Here is a 16,684-nt window from a genome sequence, read left to right as displayed (position 1 = left end):
CTCAGTCGGCAGACACGGAGAGCACGACTTTTCCGCGCACCTGCCCGTCGACGAGGCGACGGAGGGCCGTGGCGGCGTCGCCCAGCGGGTACGTCCGCTCGACGACCGGTCTGACGTCTCCCGACTCGACGAGGTCGCGAAGCACGAGCAGGTCGTTACCGTCCTCCTTCGAGACGAACACGCACAGTGTCTGACTCACGAAGGGGGACAGCGCCAGCGCGCGGAGTTGGCGATCCGTGCCGCCCAGCCACCGTCCATCCGTTTCGCCGCCGACGATGACGAGTCTCCCGCGCGGAGTGAGGACCCGGCGCAGCCGCGACAGCGACGTGTTGCCGCCGATGTCGAGGACGACGTCGTAGCGTCGTCCGAGCCGGGTGACGTCGTCGACTGTGTAGTCGACGACGTGATCGGCGCCGATCGACCGGACCAGGTCGACCTTCGCGGTGCTGCACACGCCGGTGACCTCCGCGCCGTTCGCCTTGGCGATCTGCACGGCGAACGTGCCCACACCGCCAGAGGCGCCGAGGATCAGCACCGACTGCCCCACTGCGACTCGGCCGTGGTCGCGTACCGCCTGCAGCGCCGGGAGGCCGGAGATCGCGATCGCCGCGGCCTGCACGAACGTCAGATCGGCCGGCTTGTGTGCGAGTTTGGCCGCGGGCGCGCACGCGTACTCCGCGAACGTCCCGGTGCCGATGCCGAGGACGTCGTCGCCGGGCCGGAATCCGGTGACGCCGTCGCCGACCGCCTCGACGCGTCCGGCGAGGTCCATCCCGGGAACGGCGACCTTGGGCCTGCGGAGGCCGTACCCGGCGAGGCGCAACGGGTACGGAAGTCCGGTTACGAGGTGCGCCACGCCGCGATCGACACCTGCCGCGTGCACTCGGACCAGCACCTGGCCGACGGCGGGAACGGGTACCGCGACGTCCCGCAGTTCGAGGATCTCGGGCGGGCCGTAGACGTCCCGGACGACGGCCTTCATCGTGCCGCGTGGGTGCCTGGACGCAGAAGTGGGGCGTTCGGGTTCGGTCGGTGGCTCCATTGTCGGGCTCCGTTCGGAGGGTGATCGGCCATCTGCTTACAGCGTACGCTTACAATGTAAGCCTGATGCCTACAATGTTGACTGTCCCGATGGAGAATGAGCGATGACGGAACCGCGGGTTCCCCTGACCCGCGAGCGCATCCTGCGTGCCGCCGTCGACCTGGCCGACGACAGCGGCGTCGACGCGCTCACGATGCGCCGGATCGCGCAGACGCTCGGGGTGGAGGCGATGTCGCTGTACCGCCACGTGAAGAACAAGCCCGACCTCCTCGACGGCATGGTCGACGTCGTCTTCGGCGAGATCGACCTGCCGCAGACCGGGCTCGATTGGAAGACCGCGATGCGCCGGCGGGCGATCTCCGCACGCGACGTGCTCGCGCGGCACCGCTGGGCCACCGTTCTGATGGAGTCCCGCGCGACGCCCGGTCCCGCGACGCTCCGCCACCACGACGCGGTGCTGGGGATTCTGCGGGCAGCGGGATTCTCCATCGAGCTTGCCGCGCACGCCTTCTCGGTCCTGGACAGCTATATCTACGGGTTCGCGATGCAGGAGGCGAGTCTGCCGTTCGGCTCCTCCGGCGAACTCGCCGACGTGGCGGAAGCGATCCTGGGCAGCGTTCGAGTCGACGAGTACCCCCACCTCACCGAGTTCGTGACGGAGCACGCGATGGCTCCCGGCTACGACTTCGGCTACGAGTACGAGTACGGGCTGGATCTCGTTCTGGACGGACTCGAGCGTGTGACGGCACCGGAAATTCTCCCGGGAGAGTGACCCCGGTTACGTGCTCGACTTTCAACTATTGAAAATGCCCTGGCGGCTCGGCCCCTGCTCGGAAGATCCTCGAACAAACGCGAGATCGAGGAGTCGAGATGCCACAGAACCCGGTTTCTGCCGGTGCGCCCGCGGACGCGGCGCTGCGAGTTGTCGCCAAAGAGGTTGTCGCGGAGGGTGTCGTAGCGCTGACCTTGCGGCACCCGGACGGCCGCCGGCTGCCGGACTGGGCGCCCGGCGCCCACATCGACCTGATGCTCCCGAACGGGCTGACCCGCCAGTACTCGCTGTGCGGTGACCGTTGGGACGCGCACACCTACCGGGTCGGGGTGCTGCGGGAACCTGCCGGCCGCGGCGGGTCCGCGTACGTCCACGACGAACTGGCCGAGGGCGACCTCGTCGGGGTCGGCGGCCCGCGCAACAACTTTCCGCTCGTCCCCGCGCCGAGGTACCTGTTCGTCGCCGGCGGCATCGGAGTCACCCCGCTGCTGCCGATGATCCGCCAGGCGGAACTGATGGGAATCGACTGGCAACTCCTGTACGGCGGCCGCACCCGGACGTCCATGGCGTTCCGGGGCGAACTCGCCGGCTACGGCGACCGGGTGGTCGTCGTGCCCCGGGACGAGCAGGGCCACCCCGACCTGCCTGCGTATCTCGCCGCCGCGGCCGCCGCGGACGGCACCAAGGTCTACGTGTGCGGACCCGGGCCGCTGCTCGCGGCCGTCGAAAGCTGTTGCGCCGACTGGTCCGTCGGCAAGTTGAGGACCGAACGCTTCGTGCCGAAGGATCGCGGCGCGCCGCTGCGCGACGAACCGTTCGAGGTCGAACTCGCGCGCTCCGGCCTCGCGGTGACGGTGCCTCCCGGCGCCAGCGTCCTCGACGCCGTGCAGGCGGCCGGGGTCAACGTCCTGTCCTCTTGCCGTGAGGGCACGTGCGGGACCTGCGAGACCACCGTCCTCGCCGGCGCCCCCGACCATCGCGATTCCGTCCTCGACGACGACGAGCGATCCGCAGGCGACTGCATGCTCATCTGCGTCTCACGGTCGTGCTCCGACCGTCTCGTGCTCGACCTCTGACACACCCAGACGTGACATACCCAGCGAAGGGATTTCCCGTGACGATGTTCGCCCCCGCCCCCGCGTTGCCCGTCAGCGACGCCGACCCGTTTGCCCTCGACGTCCTGGAGGATCCGTTGCCGTTCCAGGCGGACCTGCGGGCCGCGGGCCCGGTCGTGTACCTGCGGCGCTACGACGTCTTCGCGCTCGCCCGCTACGAGCAGGTTCATGCCGCGCTGACCGACTGGCAGTCGTTCCAATCCGCCGCCGGTGTCGGTTTGAGCAACTTCCGGTACGAGACCCCGTGGCGTCCCCCGAGTATCCTGCTCGAGGCCGACCCGCCGCACCACGACGCTCCGCGGGCGGTGCTGAGCAAGATCCTGGGTCCGCGCGCACTGCAGAAGCTCAGGGCGTCGTGGATTCAGGACGCAGATGTCCTCGTGGACCAGTTGGTCTCGAACACAACCGAATTCGACGCGGTCACCGACCTCGCTGCAGCGTTCCCGCTACGGGTCTTCCCGGATGCCGTCGGCATCTCCCGCACCGGACGGGAGAACCTGCTGCCGTATGGGGACCACGCCTTCAACAGTTTCGGTCCGCTCAACAGCCTGGTGGAGAAGGGGGCGCCGAGGGTGGCCGAACTGTCCGGCTGGGTCAACGAGCAGTGCGCGCGCGACGCGCTCACCGGCGACGGCTTCGGTGCGCAGATCTGGGCGGCGGCGGACCGAGGCGACATCACGTACGAGCAGGCGCCGCTCGCCGTGCGCTCGCTGCTGACGGCAGGAGTGGACACCACGGTCAACGGGCTCGCGGCCGTGCTCTACGCGTTCGCGCGGCATCCGGAGCAGTGGGCGAAGCTGCGCGAGAATCGCACGCTGGCCCGGACGGCGTTCGACGAGGCCGTGCGGTGGGAGTCACCGGTCCAGACGTTCTTCCGCACGGCCACGCGTGACACCGAGATCGGCGGCGCGGTGATCCCCGACGGCAGGAAGATTCTGATGTTCCTCGGCGCCGCGAACCGTGATCCGCGCAGGTGGGACAATCCGGACGCGTTCGATCTCGGCCGGAATCCGTCCGGGCACGTGGGGTACGGGATGGGCATCCACCAGTGCGTCGGCCAGCATGTCGCCCGCCTCGAATCGGAGGCGTTGCTGACGGCGCTGGCATCCCGCTTGGAGTCGCTGGAGATCGCCGGGCCGGTGCGCCGCCACCTCAACAACACGCTGCGGTCGTGGGAATCGGTGCCGGTGCGGGTGCGGCTCTCGTGAGACAAGACTTGCAATACGTACGTATGTATTGATGCGGCAGAAAGTCGCAGGACTCCGAAGGTCCCGTCGATACGATGCTCCCGACCCCGGCCGCCACGGAGAGGGGGACCATGGACACTCGCTCATCCGCATCCACCGAACCCACCACCGAAGAGAAGGACTCGCTCACCAGCGGTGAGAACTTCTGGGAGACAGAGGTACTCGACCGGGTGAGTGTTCCCTCGGGCCTCTTGGGGAACACGGTGATGGAAGTGGCAATGTGGGCGACAGCTCCCTCCACGACGGCGTGATCATCTTCGACACCGGCGCGCCCCGGCGTGCTCACCAGGTCGACCGATGTCGGCGACGTCAGCTGGGTCACGCCCACCGCGCTATGCACCACCGACTGTGTCATTCCTGACTGGAGTGACGCACGACTTGTCGTGAGGTCGTCCCTCGGCCGGTAAGGATGTGCCGGCGCTGGCGGTCGATGCCAACGTCGTGCATGCTTGCTGCGCTGCGCGTGCTCCACGTTGTCCTCGCAGCCTTCGTCGGCGGGCCGTGGTGATCGAGGGACGCCTCCCATACCTGTCCTGCTTGGGGGCCGTGCATCGTCGTGATGTCCCACGACCACAATTGCCCGGCCCAACCGGCCTGGGCGACCGGTGCCCGGCGGGCCGCGGCCCGCCGGGTGCGGCGAGGGTCCCCGGTCAACTTCTGCGCCCGCGCCGCCCGGTAGAACGTCGATTCCGAACAAGCGATCCCCACATTGATCCGCCCCGGCACTGGGAATCCAGGCTAATCGCCTCGTAACTGGACCAATTCGACGGCGAGCAGGAGATGCTGGCGGCGACTGCCCCCCTGCCGTGAAATATTTCGCCGTTGTTCGCAATTACCACGCCTCCGCTCAGCTGCTTGCATCAGCCGACCTCGGGACTTACGGAGTCATTCCAACCTGAGCGGATTTTTCGCGGTCTCCTTCATCACTAGACTCGCAACGAATGAAATTGCTGCAGCGAACATAATCATGTATGCGGGTACGAAGAGACTACCGGTGGCAGACGTGAGTGCCTGCGCGACAAACGGAGCACTGCCGCCGAAAACGGCTGCGACGATACCCATTGCGATGGCGTGACCGGTGTACCGAACTCGCGTGGGGAACAGTTCACCCTGGGTTGCAAGCAGTGAGGCTGCGGCGAGAGAGCCTGGAACTACGAGTACCAACTGACCGATAAGCGCGGTCCTGAAGCCATCGTATGTAATGAGAAGGAAACTAGGGTAGCTCAGAGTCAGGAATCCGAGGGTAGCCGCAATCAGACTCCAGCGGCGCCCGATCTTGTCCGAGAGGGCGCCCATGGGGGGAATCAGAAGCATCAGCACAGTTGCGGCAATTCCGAGAACCAAGTACGCCTCGCCCTGAGACAGGCCGATCTGTTTGACGAGGTACGTCGGGAGGTAGCTCAGGAGGACATAAAACGCGACAGTCTGGATGGCCCCAATGGCGACGGCGAGAGCGATCGCCCTGCGTTGTGCTCCACTGTCACTTCCCGTTCCGGAAATGCTCTGCTGTGTAGCCTCCCGCGATTCTTGCAACTCCTGAAACTTGGGCGTCTCCTCGAGGTTGTTTCTGATGTAGAGCCCAACGATTCCCAGGGGCGCCGCCAGCAGGAATGGGATCCTCCATCCCCAGTTCTGCATGGCTTCGGTCGAGAGGGTGGCGTTCAGTATTGACGCGGTGACAATACCTGCGAGCATCGCGCATGTTGTCGATGCCTGAATCCAACTGGTGAGGAGCCCTCTTCGACCTTCCGGAGAGTACTCGGAGACGAACGCTGCCGCGCCGGTGATCTCACCGCCGGCGGAGATACCTTGGACGAATCGCAGTACCACCAGGAGAGTGGGGGCCAGTGCGCCGATGCTTGCGTATCCGGGCAGGAAGCCGATCAGCATCGTTGCGATCGACATGATGATGATGACTGTGGCAAGTGTTCTCTTTCTTCCTATCCGGTCGCCGAGCCTGCCCCAGATCAATCCGCCAATCGGGCGTGCAAAGAAAGAAACGGCGAAAATTGCGAAGGTCGAAAGAAGCGCTGCAGTGTCGTTTCCGGGTGGGAAGAAGACGAGAGATATTGTGGCGGCCAAAAAGCCGTAGGCGCCCAGGTCGTAGTATTCGACGAAGGAGCCGACAGATGCTCCACCGACGACCTTGACAAGAACTCTTCTCGAGGGGCTTCCGATCGCCCGGGACGAATCGGCTTGTGCGATTCCATCCGTCGATGCTGCTAGTTCACTCACGGTCAATCCGATCTCTGTGATTCGTGGATGTATTGTGGTTGCTGATCAACTTTGCGCGTATGGAATTCGCTGGGTTCGTGCGGCGTGCCGAAAGCGGAAACGTGACAACTTCGGCGATTCACTGGGTTTGTCGAGTCGCGATGCGGAGTCCTTCGCAACTTGATCAAAGAGCGCATCGGTCTTCGTAGCCTTGCTGCAGGCTCGCCAGGCATCGTCAGTGCGAGAGAGCCATTCAGGGTAGACCCTCCTACTCGATCGTATTGGCTCTCAGCCGGATAGCGGTGTCGCGCGATCGCCTGCACCGGGAAGGTGCAACGATCTGGTGTTGGATACGCGAATCGCGCTCCACTGGGTTCGTGTGACGACAAGGAAGTGAAAAGCGATGTTTCATCGCCGTGTGTCGACGAGTGCATCGACGCCGCCGCAGCGTGCAAGTTCCGTCTCGAAATGGATCAACGGTGGCGGAATTCGTGTCGGCTTCGGCGAAGGTGAACTCTCGGCTATCGCAGTGGCGACATCCGGACGCGATCGGCCGATGACCGCGTAGCCGCCCGCGGTAGTGACAGAGGCAACTGTTCTGCGCGCAGTGTCGCCGACGACCCCTCATCGATTGTCAGGCCGGTGGTGGCAACCGGGAAAAGCGCTGCGCGCCTATCCCGTACCTGTCCCGAACGTTGTCCGGGGGTGGGGACCGGAGTGAGCCTCGACAACGTGTTCAACTGTTGAGCATCGGTAGTCGATTCGGATCGTCATGCGACTCCTGTTCGTCTTCACCCACGAAGGAGGGATCGTATTATCAGTACCATACGTATAATCTGTGTCACAAGAGCAACCGCCCGCAGTGGGGCGCATCCGGCTGGCGTAGGGCGAACTCGCCCTCGACGAGTTAAATATGCGTATGGTAAGTATAAATGCTATGGTAACTCACAAGGCTGAACTCGGTCGCTTCTTTGAGGACTTCGTGGCAGGCGACATCTATCAGCACCCGCTCGGACGGACGATCAGCGAGGCGGATTGCACATGGTTTACCCTGCTGACCTGCAATTTGAATCAGAATCACTTCAACGCCGACTATGCGGCACGCAACCCCGTCTCGGCGGGGCGAATCCTGGTCAACTCAGGTTTGACGATCGCACTGGTGCTCGGGTTGTCCGTTCTGGACATGAGCCAGAATGCGGTCGCAAATCTGGGGCTGACCGATCTTGAACTCACTCACCCGGTCTACGTCGGGGACACCCTCTATGCTGAAAGTGTCTGTACGAGAACTCGTCCAAGCCAATCGCGTCCGGGATTCGGCATTGTCGAAATGCGTACTCGAGGATTGAACCAGGATGGTGACGTCGTCATGGCCTGGCAGCGTTCGGCGCTTCTGCCCTCGCGCGAGACGGGTCTGGGGCAGGACTACTTTCCGGTCGCGAAATCTGGTCCCCTGACGAAGTAATGGGGCATGAGGGCGCTGCGACTCATCCGGGATCGATGCCTCGGATGACGTCATTGCGAGCAAGTCTGGCGATCGCGGAACGTTTGCGAACTGCGAATGAAAGCTGTTCGTCTGCAGTTGGTTACTGCCGGCCGGCTCCCGCGTGGACGTTCACTCTCGCCCGACTCCAACCCCTTGACCATTTACAGCATTTATACGTATAGTTCGCATCATTGAATCGTGTATCGAAATAATGGAGGTGCTCATGGCCGCGTCTGAGGGAGCTTTGGCTGGTCTCAAGGTCGTAGAATTCGCGCATGTGATTGCCGGGCCGCTGGCGGGAACATTGCTGGCTGACCTGGGGGCCGAGGTTGTCCATGTCGAGGACCCTGGTGCCGGCGACCCGCAACGCGCCGCGGGTCCCCACAAGGACGGTGTCCACCTGTGGTGGAAGGTCTCGGCGCGCAACAAGAAGTCGGTCACGCTGAATCTCCGGACAGAGGAGGGGCGCGAGCTTGCCCGGGAACTGACCGAGTGGGCGGACGTCGTGATCACGAACTTTCGGGTCTCGACGCTGGAGAAGTGGGGCTTGGACTACGCCTCACTGCAGTCTGTGAACCCGAAGATCATCGTGCTGCAGGTGACCGGATTCGGTGCGACGTCGTCGCGCCGAGACCAGCCAGGCTTCGGCAAGGTAGGCGAGGCGATGAGCGGAGTTGTCAACATCACCGGCTTCCCCGACGGACCCCCGGTGCATACCGGCTTCTCCCACGGGGATTCAGTCACTGGCCTCATGGGCGCGTTCGCGATCCAGGCGGCGCTCTATCGACGATCACAGGATCCGGACTTTGCCGGTGAGTGGATCGACTTGGCGCTGTACGACGGATTGTTCCGCCTTATCGAGTGGCAGGTGATCTTCTACGACCAGTTGGGCGAGGTGCCGGAACGGGTGGGCAACCGACTGGCTGCTGCGCCGGCTGCAGTAATCAACACTTTCAAAACTGGCGACGGGCAGTGGTTGACGGTCACCTCCGGCACTCCTCGGTCGGTGCGCAATGTGGCTGAGCTCGTTGGTGAGCCGGTCGCGGACTACGCCACCTCGGCAATGCAGGCCGAACGGCGTGAGCGTCTCGACGGTCTGGTCGCCGAGTGGATTTCGAAGCGGCCCCTCGAAGAGTGCATGACGACCATGATCGAGTTGGGGGTCGTCGCGTCGCCGATCTACACCGTGCAGGATATCCTCGAAGATCAGACATTCCGTGAGCGAGGCAATGTGGTCGAGGTTGCCGATGCAGATCTGGGAACCATCAAGATGCAGGGAGTGATTCCGAGGCTGACCAATCACCCCGGCTCGGTACGGCACGCAGCACCCGCACTCGGGGCGGACAACAAGGCTGTCTTCGGAGATTACCTCGGCCGCGAATCCGACGAAATCGAACGCCTTTCCTCGGCTGGCGTCATCTGAGACACTGCATCGGCGGTCGTCTCCGGACGGCGCAGAAAGGCAAGAAATGAGTCGGGAAACAGAATTGACCGTTCCGGATCTGCCACGAAACGGGCGGCTCGCGGGTCGGACAGCGATCGTCACCGGGGCTGGCTCGTCCGGCGCGCTGGCGGGTACGGGCGCGGCGATGGCAATACTGTTTGCCAGTGAAGGCGCGCAAGTCCTCATCGTCGACGTCGAACGTGCCCGCGCTGAGCACACCCTACGGGCGGTGAGGGCCGTCGGAGGAACAGCGGACCTGGCAGTCGCCGATATCACCGACCCGGCGATGTGCCAGCGAGCGGCGGATCTCGCCCTCGAACGGTTCGGCAGTGTGGACATCCTGGTCAACAACGCCGCAATCGCCCCGGACGAACGAGCGAATACCGACGAGCTATGGCAGCGCGTGGTCGACATCAACCTGCGCGGAGCGAAGTTGATGTGCGATGCCGCCATCCCGCACATGCGTAGCGCGGGCGGCGGATCCATCGTCATGATCGGCTCGATCGCCGGCATGCGCGGTGGCGGTGGAATCGCGTACTCGGCCGCAAAGGCCGGGATGGTCGGCATGGCGAAGGCGATGGCCTTCACCTATGGGCGGGACGGCATTCGCGCGAATACCGTAGCTCCAGGCCACGTCGCAATCCCTATGGGTCTCGGCTACAGCGGTGGAGGGTGGGATGGCGAAGTCAATGCGCGCGAGATGCGAGCGCAGGCCGGACTCACCGGCACCGAGGGCTCCGGCTGGGATGTCGCCTACACTGCGCTGTTTTTCGCCAGTGACGAGTCGCGGTACGTCACTGCCGCAACCATTGCAGTCGACGCTGGGACCACCGAGGTGATGCCGATTGTGATGCATCCATACCTCGCTGGTTCCGTCGGGCCAGGCAACGGCCATTCCGCCTGAGCAACGTCACGCCCGTGGGGCCTCAACTGACCAATCAGTTGAGGCCCCGCGGTCGTCTGATGTCCGTCAATAACAGCCGACGCCGGCGGTGGCGCCTCGGAGTTCGTCACGATCGTCGGGATGGGCAATCGATATCAGGTTTCGTGCCCGCTCGAATGCGCTCTTACCCCTGAGGTCCGCGACCCCGAATTCCGTAACGACGTAGTCGACGTCGTTGCCTGACGATGTCACGCGATGATCGGGATCGGTGAACGCCACGATGCGAGAGACTCCGCGCCGAGTCCGCGCCGGAAGCGCAAGGACAGAACCACCACCGTTGCTGATGTGCGCCGCCCGCAAGAAGTCGGTCTGACCGCCCCCCGACGCTATACGGATCTTGCCTGCGTACTCGGCATTGACCTGACCGGTCAGGTCGATCTCGAACGCAGAATTGATCGCCCACAGACGCTCTTGCCCGAGAAGAGTGCGAGGCGAGTGGGTTTCGGAGATCGGAGCCAGCCTCAGCGATGGTCCCCACCCGCTGTCGCGAACACCCTGTGAGAGCACACCCGTGGCTAGATGCCGACCCGGATCACGTGACTTTCGACCACCCGTGACAACGCCGCTGCGAATCAGATCCTGAAGTGGGCCCGCGATGACTCCCGAATGCACCCCGAGGTCAGACTTTCCGCGCAGCGCTCGAATGACGGCGGTCGGAACCGCGCCCAATCCGAGCTGTACCGTCACTCCGTCGGGAATGAGGGTCGCCACGTTATCGGCGATCTTTTTCTGTTCGTCGGTCGGTGGTGAGACTGTCGCGGTGGTGGGCTCGTGACTGTGCGAGAAAGCAATGGCCGTGGCTCTATCGAGACGTGTGTTGTATGGGGCAATCGCTCCCGAACCTAGTGGAGAAACCTCGAATCCGACTCTCGGCGCGATCTCGAGTGCAGTAGGCGTGTAACCGATCATGTGTCCGAGCGACACCAGATCCCACTGTTCACCCTGCACGACGCGGGCGACCAGGATGTCTATACGCAGTTTTCCGGTGGCGATCAGCCGGTCGACGTCCCAGAGCGAGTTCGGCAGATGATCGACGTGGGGGCTCAACTGCCGAGGAACGGCACCGGCCACCGAGACCACTCGCAGCCGGCCGGCGCGGAGGTCGGCAACTGCGGTGTCGTCGAGGAAGGTGAACTGCCCGGAGAGATCCGCCACGACCAGGGTCAACTCGACATCATCTCGACGGGCGATGCGAACGAGGGCGGCGATGAGTGCGTCGGGCTGCTGCGGCGACATTGCCGCCAGAACCGTTGCGTGACTGTGGTTGTGCAGCAAGCTTCGTGCTGCCGCGATGTGGGTGTCATTGACGTCGATCTGCATGCATCTTCTCCAATTGGCGGTGACCGGCACTTTTCATTCCCCGAGCCGTCGTATACCCTTATTATAGGTATAAATCATACAGACATGCTCGGTGTCGGCGGACTCGCCGAATAGTCATCCGAGCGTCCCCCGCAGGGAAGGTTTATGAGCGTGACCGTCCACACCAAACGTCCCCCGATCGTCGATTGCGACGTTCACCCGCTGGTCAAAGGCGTCGAATCCTTGTTCCCGTATGTCTCGTCGTCGTGGCGACGTCACTTCGAGACCCGCGGCGCCCGGATGTACGCCCGAGCTCGTGACCGCTACAACCACCCGAATCGCACGTATCGCATGGACGCCGTGCCGGACTCCGGGGGTCCAGCCGGATCCGATCGCGACTTCACACTCGAAAAGCACATCGCCCCCTACGGGATCGCTTCTGCTCTACTACTTCCGCAAGAGCCGTATGGGGTCACGACGTGGAGTGACCCGATGGCTGCTGGAGCCTTCTGTGCCGGCGCCAACGACTACTTCCTCGACACCTGGGTCAATTACGACCCGCGGTTCACCCTCGCGATCAGTGTGTCGCCTCACGATCCGCACCTCGCAGCGGAAGAAATTCGGCGACGAGGTGCAGAGCCCGGTGTCGTCGGTGTGCAACTGTTGCTCACCGAGCACATGATGGGTTCGCGCTGGTTCGACCCGATCTACGAGGCGGCGTGTGATCTAACCCTGCCGATCGTTTTGCACCAGAGCGGAAACGAAGGTTGCTACGCAACGTCGCAGGGCCCGGCTGGCGGTGTTCCGCGTTCATACGGAGAACGGCACGTCGTCCTGACTCAGGTCGGAGCGGCCAACGTCGTCGACATGATCGTCAACGGCGCATTCGAGAGATTCCCGACCCTACGGGTAGTTATGGTGGAGTGGGGATTCAGCTGGCTGTCGAGCCTGGTGCCCCGCATGGACTACCTGTGGGACTGCGACCCCGGCGCAGCACCACTGGTACTGAAACGGCCCAGCGAATACGTCGCGGAACACTTCACCTTCACAACCCAGCCACTCGACGAGCCCGACACTCGCGATGAACTGCAATCACTCTTCAGCATCCCGAACATCGACAAGATGCTGTTGTTCAGCTCCGACTATCCGCACTACGACACCGACGATCCAGACTTCGTCATCAAGCGGATCCCCGAGGCTATGCGCTCGCGGGTGAGCTTCGAGAATGCCGTTGACGTCTTCGGCGACAAGATCCTGCGGTCCACCCATTGATCGACTTCCACGGCTGGCACGACAACGCCACCGGGCGAAACGGAGTTCCCCAACAATGATCATCGACGTTGACCGTCACGCCACGGTCGAACGATACCAAGACCTCTTCCCCCACATGTCACTGTCGTGGCGCAAGCATTTCGAACGCGACGAGTGGCTCGAATCCGTGACCGTCGCCGGTGACCACGTGCGCGTATCGGACCGATTCGTGCACGAGCAGTCCACCGAATCGCCAGGTCAAGACGACGACGATTCGTTCCGCCTCCTCCTCCCGCACCACGGGCTGGCCGTGAACGGCTGGGCCGACCAGGTAGCCGCACGCACCTTCCTGGAGGCGCTGAATTCGTACGCCGCCGAAAGATGGGCGTCGACATCCACACTGCCGGTCGTGGTGGTGTCACCTCATGACACGGCTTGGTCGGCAGGTGAGATTCGACGGCGGGCCGCCGCCGGGACCGCCGGAGCCGTCGCCCCGCCACTGACCTCGACGATGCTGGGTTCGCAGCATTGGAACCCCATCTTCGAAGCCTGCGTGGAAACGAACCTGCCGCTTGTTGTCCACTTCTCCGGCGTCGAAGGACGCTACTCCGGTGCCCCGCCCCTCGCGGGCGGTGTCCACGCGAGTGCGTTCTCGAGGTTGACGCTGATGCCGCATCTGGCAGAGTCCAACATCGCGAGTCTGACGTACGAAGGCGCGCTAGTCCGGTTCCCCGAACTTCGCATCATCTTCACCGGATTCGGCTTCACCTGGTTGCCCTCCTTGCTATGGCGGCTGGACCGGGAGTGGCGGACATTCCGACACGACATTCCCTGGGTAACCGAACCGCCGAGTGAACAGGTGCTGACCAATATGTGGTTCAGCACGTGGCCGGTCAAGGAGGCAACGAATACGGAGGAATGGGAGGCCTCGTTTACCGAGCGGCTTCGCGACCGGGTGGTGTACGGCTCGCACAGCCCCCACGAAGGCGACGCAGTAAAAGACATCCTTACCCACCTGGGAGGCGAGTGGGCGACCAGGCTAATGCGCAACGGCGCGGCTTCCCTGGCACGACCGATTCCGGCGGGGGTGTGAGATGAGCAGCGAACAAGACGAAGTCACCGCAATCCGCCCCGCGACCAACACCGCTCACCGCAAAGCGGAGCACTTGGTGGGTCGTCTCGAAGAAATTCCGATGCACACCATCCACAGCGTCCGAATCGACGGACGCGATGTCGGAATCATCAGGACTCCCGACAAGGTGTACGCAATCGGCAACCGCTGTCCACACCAAGGTGGGCCGATGTGCCTGGGAAAGATGACGGGAACGATGGTTCCCTCCGATCCGGACCAATACGTGTACGACCACGATGGACTCGTGGTGCAGTGCCCCTGGCACGCCTACGAATTTCACGTCGATACCGGCGAAAGTGTGGCAGGTGCTCTGCGCGGGCGAGTGCCGGTCTTCGAGGCCACGATCCGCGACGGAAATGTCTTTTGTTCACTGAACCGTCCTCAAACTGGAGGTACGCAATGAGGGTATATGTCGACCAGGTCGAGTGCACCGGCGCCGGGCAGTGTGAGCAGATCGCACCGCAGTTCTTCAGAGTGCTCGATACCGGACTCGCCACAGTCCTCGATGCACAGGGACATCCGCTTCCCGAGGGTGGTGCAGGGATCGGTTCAGATGTCCCTGATGCGTTGCACGCTGACGTCCGCGACGCGATGGATGTGTGCCCGGGTGCGTGCATACGCGAAATGAAAAGCGGGCCCCGGCAGTGACCGGTCGTGCCGATGACGACCTCAGTGGCGTGCGGTCCTTGTTGTTCGTACCGGGGGATGACCCGCACAAACTCGCGGGAGCGCTGTCCAGCTCGGCAGATGGCGTGATCGCCGATCTCGAGGATGCCGTAGCGCCCAAGAGGAAGGACTCGGCTCGCCTGACCGTTCTGGAGACGTTGTCACAAAACGGCGATTCCGCACGGCGGTTGGTCCGAATCAACGGGCTCGATACACCCTGGGCTGCCGATGATCTCGCCGGCCTCGAAGACGTTGCGATCGATGCGATCGTCGTTCCGAAGGCCACGCCCGATACGATCGGTGGACTTCCGCGCTCCGGCGTTCCTGTCATCGCCCTGATCGAGACTTCACTTGGGCTGCGACGGGCGTACGAGGTTGCCCAGCACCCGCGGGTGGTCGCTCTGATGTTGGGTGGCGCGGACCTGGGTGCCGAGCTGCGATTGCAGTCGCGGAACGATGGGTTGGAACTGCTCCATGCCCGGTCGATGTTGGTCGTGGACTCCGCTGCTGCGGGTATCCGGCCCCCGTTCGACGTAGTTCACCTCGCTCCCCGAAATATCGATGATCTCGTCACGGAGTCACGGCTCGCGCGTTCCCTGGGTTTTGGCGGGAAGGCCTGTATTCACCCTTGCCAGATTGAACCCGTGAACCGGGTGTTCAGCCCCTCTGCCGCTGAACTCGAGCACGCACGCGAAGTGGTCGACGCCCTCGACGCGGCACTTGCCGCGGGGTTCGGCACTGCAATCGTGCGCGGACAGCTCGTCGACGAGCCGGTTGCCCGACACGCCCGGTCGCTTCTCGGTCAGTCGCACTGAGGCGACGCCCGTCCGGGATCCGCGACTCGTGGCCTAACCACCATTTTCTCGCAGTTGCATCCAGAAAGGCACAATTAATGGAACTGACGACAGAACAGCAAGACATCATCAAGGTGATCCGGGATTTCGTGGATCGCGATGTGCTGCCGAAGGCTTCAGAGTTCGATCATGCGGACGAGTTTCCCGAATCGATGGTCGAAACCCTGCGCGAGCTCGGACTATTTGGGATCACGATCCCCGAACAGTACGGCGGTCTCGGCCTCGACCTGACGACATACGCGCTGGTGATCAAGGAGCTCTCCCGAGGCTGGATCTCACTGGCCGGAGTGGTGAATACCCACTTCATGTCGGCCTGGATGATCGAGAACTTCGGTACTGAGGAACAGCGTCAGCGCTACCTGCCGAGGATGGCCACGGGCGAACTTCGGTCTGCGTACTCGATGACCGAACCCCACGCGGGCTCCGACGTGCAGGCAATCCGAACTCGCGCCACCGCTGACGGCGACGGATTTCGGATCGACGGGCAGAAGATGTGGGCGACCAACGGTCTCCGCGCTGGCATGATCATGCTGCTCGCCGTCACCGATGCCGACGCCGACCCGCGGCACCGCGGAATGACCGCATTCATCGTGGAGAAGGACGCCGAAACCCACGAACAACCAGGACTGATCGTACCGCCCCAGTTGAAGAAGCTCGGGTACAAAGGTGTCGAATCGACAGAACTGGTCTTCGACGGATTCCATGTCGACCGGGATGCCGTACTCGGGGGCGAGGAGGGATTGAATCAGGGATTCAAGTACTTCATGGCCGCCGTCGAACTCGGACGGGTCAACGTCGGAGCTCGGGCCGTTGGGCTGGCGACATCCGCATTCGAGGCAGCGATTCGCTATGCGCAGCAACGAGAGACCTTCGGCAAGAGGATCAGCCAGCATCAGGCGATTCAGCTCAAGTTGGCACAGATGGGCACCAAGATCAGGGCGGCTGAGCTGATGGTGATTGATGCCGCCCAGCGCAAGGCCAGTGGAGATCGGGCGGACCTCGAAGCCGGCATGGCCAAGTTGTTCGCCACCGAAACCGCGCAGGAATGTGTCGTCGAGGCCATGCGGATCCACGGGGGCTACGGTTACTCGCAGGAGTTCGTGGTCGAACGGCTCTATCGTGACGCGCCACTGCTGATCCTGGGCGAGGGAACCAACGAGATCCAGCAGCTGCTCATTGCCCGCCGGCTCCTCGAGCAGTACGCCATCTAAGGTCTGGGTTG

The 16,684-nt window shown here is 63.4% G+C and carries 16 protein-coding genes; 13 read left to right on the top strand and 3 right to left on the bottom strand.

Annotation, left to right across the window (positions count from 1 at the left end; all coding sequences use genetic code 11):
* Position 1 precedes the first annotated feature (1 nt).
* The gene (locus tag I1A62_RS23125; protein ID WP_257890873.1) at positions 2-1,042 is read right to left on the bottom strand and encodes an NAD(P)-dependent alcohol dehydrogenase; all 1,041 of its coding nucleotides are present in this window, start codon (positions 1,040-1,042) and stop codon (positions 2-4) included.
* A 103-nt stretch (positions 1,043-1,145) separates the two neighbouring features.
* Here I1A62_RS23125 and I1A62_RS23120 point away from each other — a divergent pair, with 103 nt between their 5' ends.
* From I1A62_RS23120 to I1A62_RS23105, 4 genes are all read left to right on the top strand, one after another.
* The gene (locus I1A62_RS23120; protein ID WP_219460042.1) at positions 1,146-1,814 is read left to right on the top strand and encodes a TetR/AcrR family transcriptional regulator; all 669 of its coding nucleotides are present in this window, start codon (positions 1,146-1,148) and stop codon (positions 1,812-1,814) included.
* A gap of 98 nt (positions 1,815-1,912) precedes the next feature.
* The gene (locus I1A62_RS23115; protein WP_219460041.1) at positions 1,913-2,890 is read left to right on the top strand and encodes a PDR/VanB family oxidoreductase; all 978 of its coding nucleotides are present in this window, start codon (positions 1,913-1,915) and stop codon (positions 2,888-2,890) included.
* Between the two features lie 44 nt (positions 2,891-2,934).
* A complete protein-coding gene (locus tag I1A62_RS23110; protein WP_219461350.1) occupies positions 2,935-4,137 on the top strand; it encodes a cytochrome P450 in 1,203 nt (400 codons plus the stop codon).
* A gap of 110 nt (positions 4,138-4,247) precedes the next feature.
* Complete coding sequence (locus tag I1A62_RS23105) at positions 4,248-4,427, top strand: hypothetical protein (protein ID WP_124396187.1); 180 nt, start codon at positions 4,248-4,250, stop codon at positions 4,425-4,427.
* A gap of 634 nt (positions 4,428-5,061) precedes the next feature.
* Here I1A62_RS23105 and I1A62_RS23100 read toward each other — a convergent pair.
* Positions 5,062-6,411: an MFS transporter gene (locus I1A62_RS23100; RefSeq protein WP_219460039.1), complete on the bottom strand. Its 1,350-nt coding sequence runs from the start codon at positions 6,409-6,411 to the stop codon at positions 5,062-5,064.
* A 916-nt stretch (positions 6,412-7,327) separates the two neighbouring features.
* On the opposite strand from I1A62_RS23100, the gene I1A62_RS23095 reads away from it, so the two are divergent.
* The 3 genes from I1A62_RS23095 (at position 7,328) to I1A62_RS23085 (ending at position 10,221) form a co-directional block, all read left to right on the top strand.
* Entirely contained in the window at positions 7,328-7,852 is a 525-nt protein-coding gene (locus tag I1A62_RS23095; RefSeq protein ID WP_124396185.1) for a MaoC family dehydratase, read from the top strand.
* A gap of 244 nt (positions 7,853-8,096) precedes the next feature.
* Positions 8,097-9,296, top strand: coding sequence for a CaiB/BaiF CoA-transferase family protein (locus tag I1A62_RS23090; RefSeq protein ID WP_124396184.1), 1,200 nt, complete (start codon positions 8,097-8,099; stop codon positions 9,294-9,296).
* A 64-nt stretch (positions 9,297-9,360) separates the two neighbouring features.
* Entirely contained in the window at positions 9,361-10,221 is an 861-nt protein-coding gene (locus I1A62_RS23085) for an SDR family NAD(P)-dependent oxidoreductase (RefSeq protein ID WP_192582153.1), read from the top strand.
* Between the two features lie 66 nt (positions 10,222-10,287).
* On the opposite strand, the gene I1A62_RS23080 is transcribed toward I1A62_RS23085, so the two are convergent.
* The gene (locus tag I1A62_RS23080) at positions 10,288-11,580 is read right to left on the bottom strand and encodes an acetyl-CoA hydrolase/transferase family protein (protein ID WP_124396182.1); all 1,293 of its coding nucleotides are present in this window, start codon (positions 11,578-11,580) and stop codon (positions 10,288-10,290) included.
* 150 nt (positions 11,581-11,730) lie between these two features.
* Between I1A62_RS23080 and I1A62_RS23075 the strand changes: the two genes are divergently transcribed.
* The 6 genes from I1A62_RS23075 (at position 11,731) to I1A62_RS23050 (ending at position 16,673) form a co-directional block, all read left to right on the top strand.
* Positions 11,731-12,831: an amidohydrolase family protein gene (locus I1A62_RS23075; RefSeq protein WP_219460036.1), complete on the top strand. Its 1,101-nt coding sequence runs from the start codon at positions 11,731-11,733 to the stop codon at positions 12,829-12,831.
* Positions 12,832-12,997: 166 nt separating this feature from the next.
* Positions 12,998-13,903 (top strand): amidohydrolase family protein, encoded by a 906-nt coding sequence (locus I1A62_RS23070; RefSeq protein ID WP_192582150.1) that lies wholly within the window; start codon positions 12,998-13,000, stop codon positions 13,901-13,903.
* Position 13,904: 1 nt separating this feature from the next.
* A complete protein-coding gene (locus I1A62_RS23065; RefSeq protein ID WP_219460034.1) occupies positions 13,905-14,345 on the top strand; it encodes a Rieske 2Fe-2S domain-containing protein in 441 nt (146 codons plus the stop codon).
* Complete coding sequence (locus I1A62_RS47270) at positions 14,342-14,590, top strand: ferredoxin (RefSeq protein WP_219460031.1); 249 nt, start codon at positions 14,342-14,344, stop codon at positions 14,588-14,590. The genes I1A62_RS23065 and I1A62_RS47270 overlap by 4 nt, the downstream gene beginning before the upstream one ends.
* Positions 14,587-15,423, top strand: a complete 837-nt coding sequence (locus I1A62_RS23055; protein ID WP_219460029.1) for a CoA ester lyase — start codon at positions 14,587-14,589, stop codon at positions 15,421-15,423. The genes I1A62_RS47270 and I1A62_RS23055 overlap by 4 nt, the downstream gene beginning before the upstream one ends.
* A 77-nt stretch (positions 15,424-15,500) precedes the next feature.
* Entirely contained in the window at positions 15,501-16,673 is a 1,173-nt protein-coding gene (locus tag I1A62_RS23050; RefSeq protein ID WP_124396176.1) for an acyl-CoA dehydrogenase family protein, read from the top strand.
* Positions 16,674-16,684 lie beyond the last annotated feature (11 nt).

Origin of the sequence: Rhodococcus sp. USK10, assembly GCF_019378875.1 — a bacterium.
In the GTDB taxonomy this organism is placed as follows: Bacteria; Actinomycetota; Actinomycetes; order Mycobacteriales; family Mycobacteriaceae; genus Rhodococcus_F; species Rhodococcus_F pseudokoreensis.
The sequence above is the reverse complement of the archived record's forward strand: the minus strand, read 5'-3'. Positions and strand labels throughout refer to the sequence as shown.

Coding starts and splice junctions, on each gene's coding strand:
- I1A62_RS23125 (WP_257890873.1), bottom strand. CDS start 1,042: ATGGAGCCACCGACCGAACCCGAACGCCCCACTTCTGCGTCCAGGCAC.
- I1A62_RS23120 (WP_219460042.1), top strand. CDS start 1,146: ATGACGGAACCGCGGGTTCCCCTGACCCGCGAGCGCATCCTGCGTGCC.
- I1A62_RS23115 (WP_219460041.1), top strand. CDS start 1,913: ATGCCACAGAACCCGGTTTCTGCCGGTGCGCCCGCGGACGCGGCGCTG.
- I1A62_RS23110 (WP_219461350.1), top strand. CDS start 2,935: ATGTTCGCCCCCGCCCCCGCGTTGCCCGTCAGCGACGCCGACCCGTTT.
- I1A62_RS23105 (WP_124396187.1), top strand. CDS start 4,248: ATGGACACTCGCTCATCCGCATCCACCGAACCCACCACCGAAGAGAAG.
- I1A62_RS23095 (WP_124396185.1), top strand. CDS start 7,328: ATGGTAACTCACAAGGCTGAACTCGGTCGCTTCTTTGAGGACTTCGTG.
- I1A62_RS23090 (WP_124396184.1), top strand. CDS start 8,097: ATGGCCGCGTCTGAGGGAGCTTTGGCTGGTCTCAAGGTCGTAGAATTC.
- I1A62_RS23080 (WP_124396182.1), bottom strand. CDS start 11,580: ATGCAGATCGACGTCAATGACACCCACATCGCGGCAGCACGAAGCTTG.
- I1A62_RS23065 (WP_219460034.1), top strand. CDS start 13,905: ATGAGCAGCGAACAAGACGAAGTCACCGCAATCCGCCCCGCGACCAAC.
- I1A62_RS47270 (WP_219460031.1), top strand. CDS start 14,342: ATGAGGGTATATGTCGACCAGGTCGAGTGCACCGGCGCCGGGCAGTGT.
- I1A62_RS23050 (WP_124396176.1), top strand. CDS start 15,501: ATGGAACTGACGACAGAACAGCAAGACATCATCAAGGTGATCCGGGAT.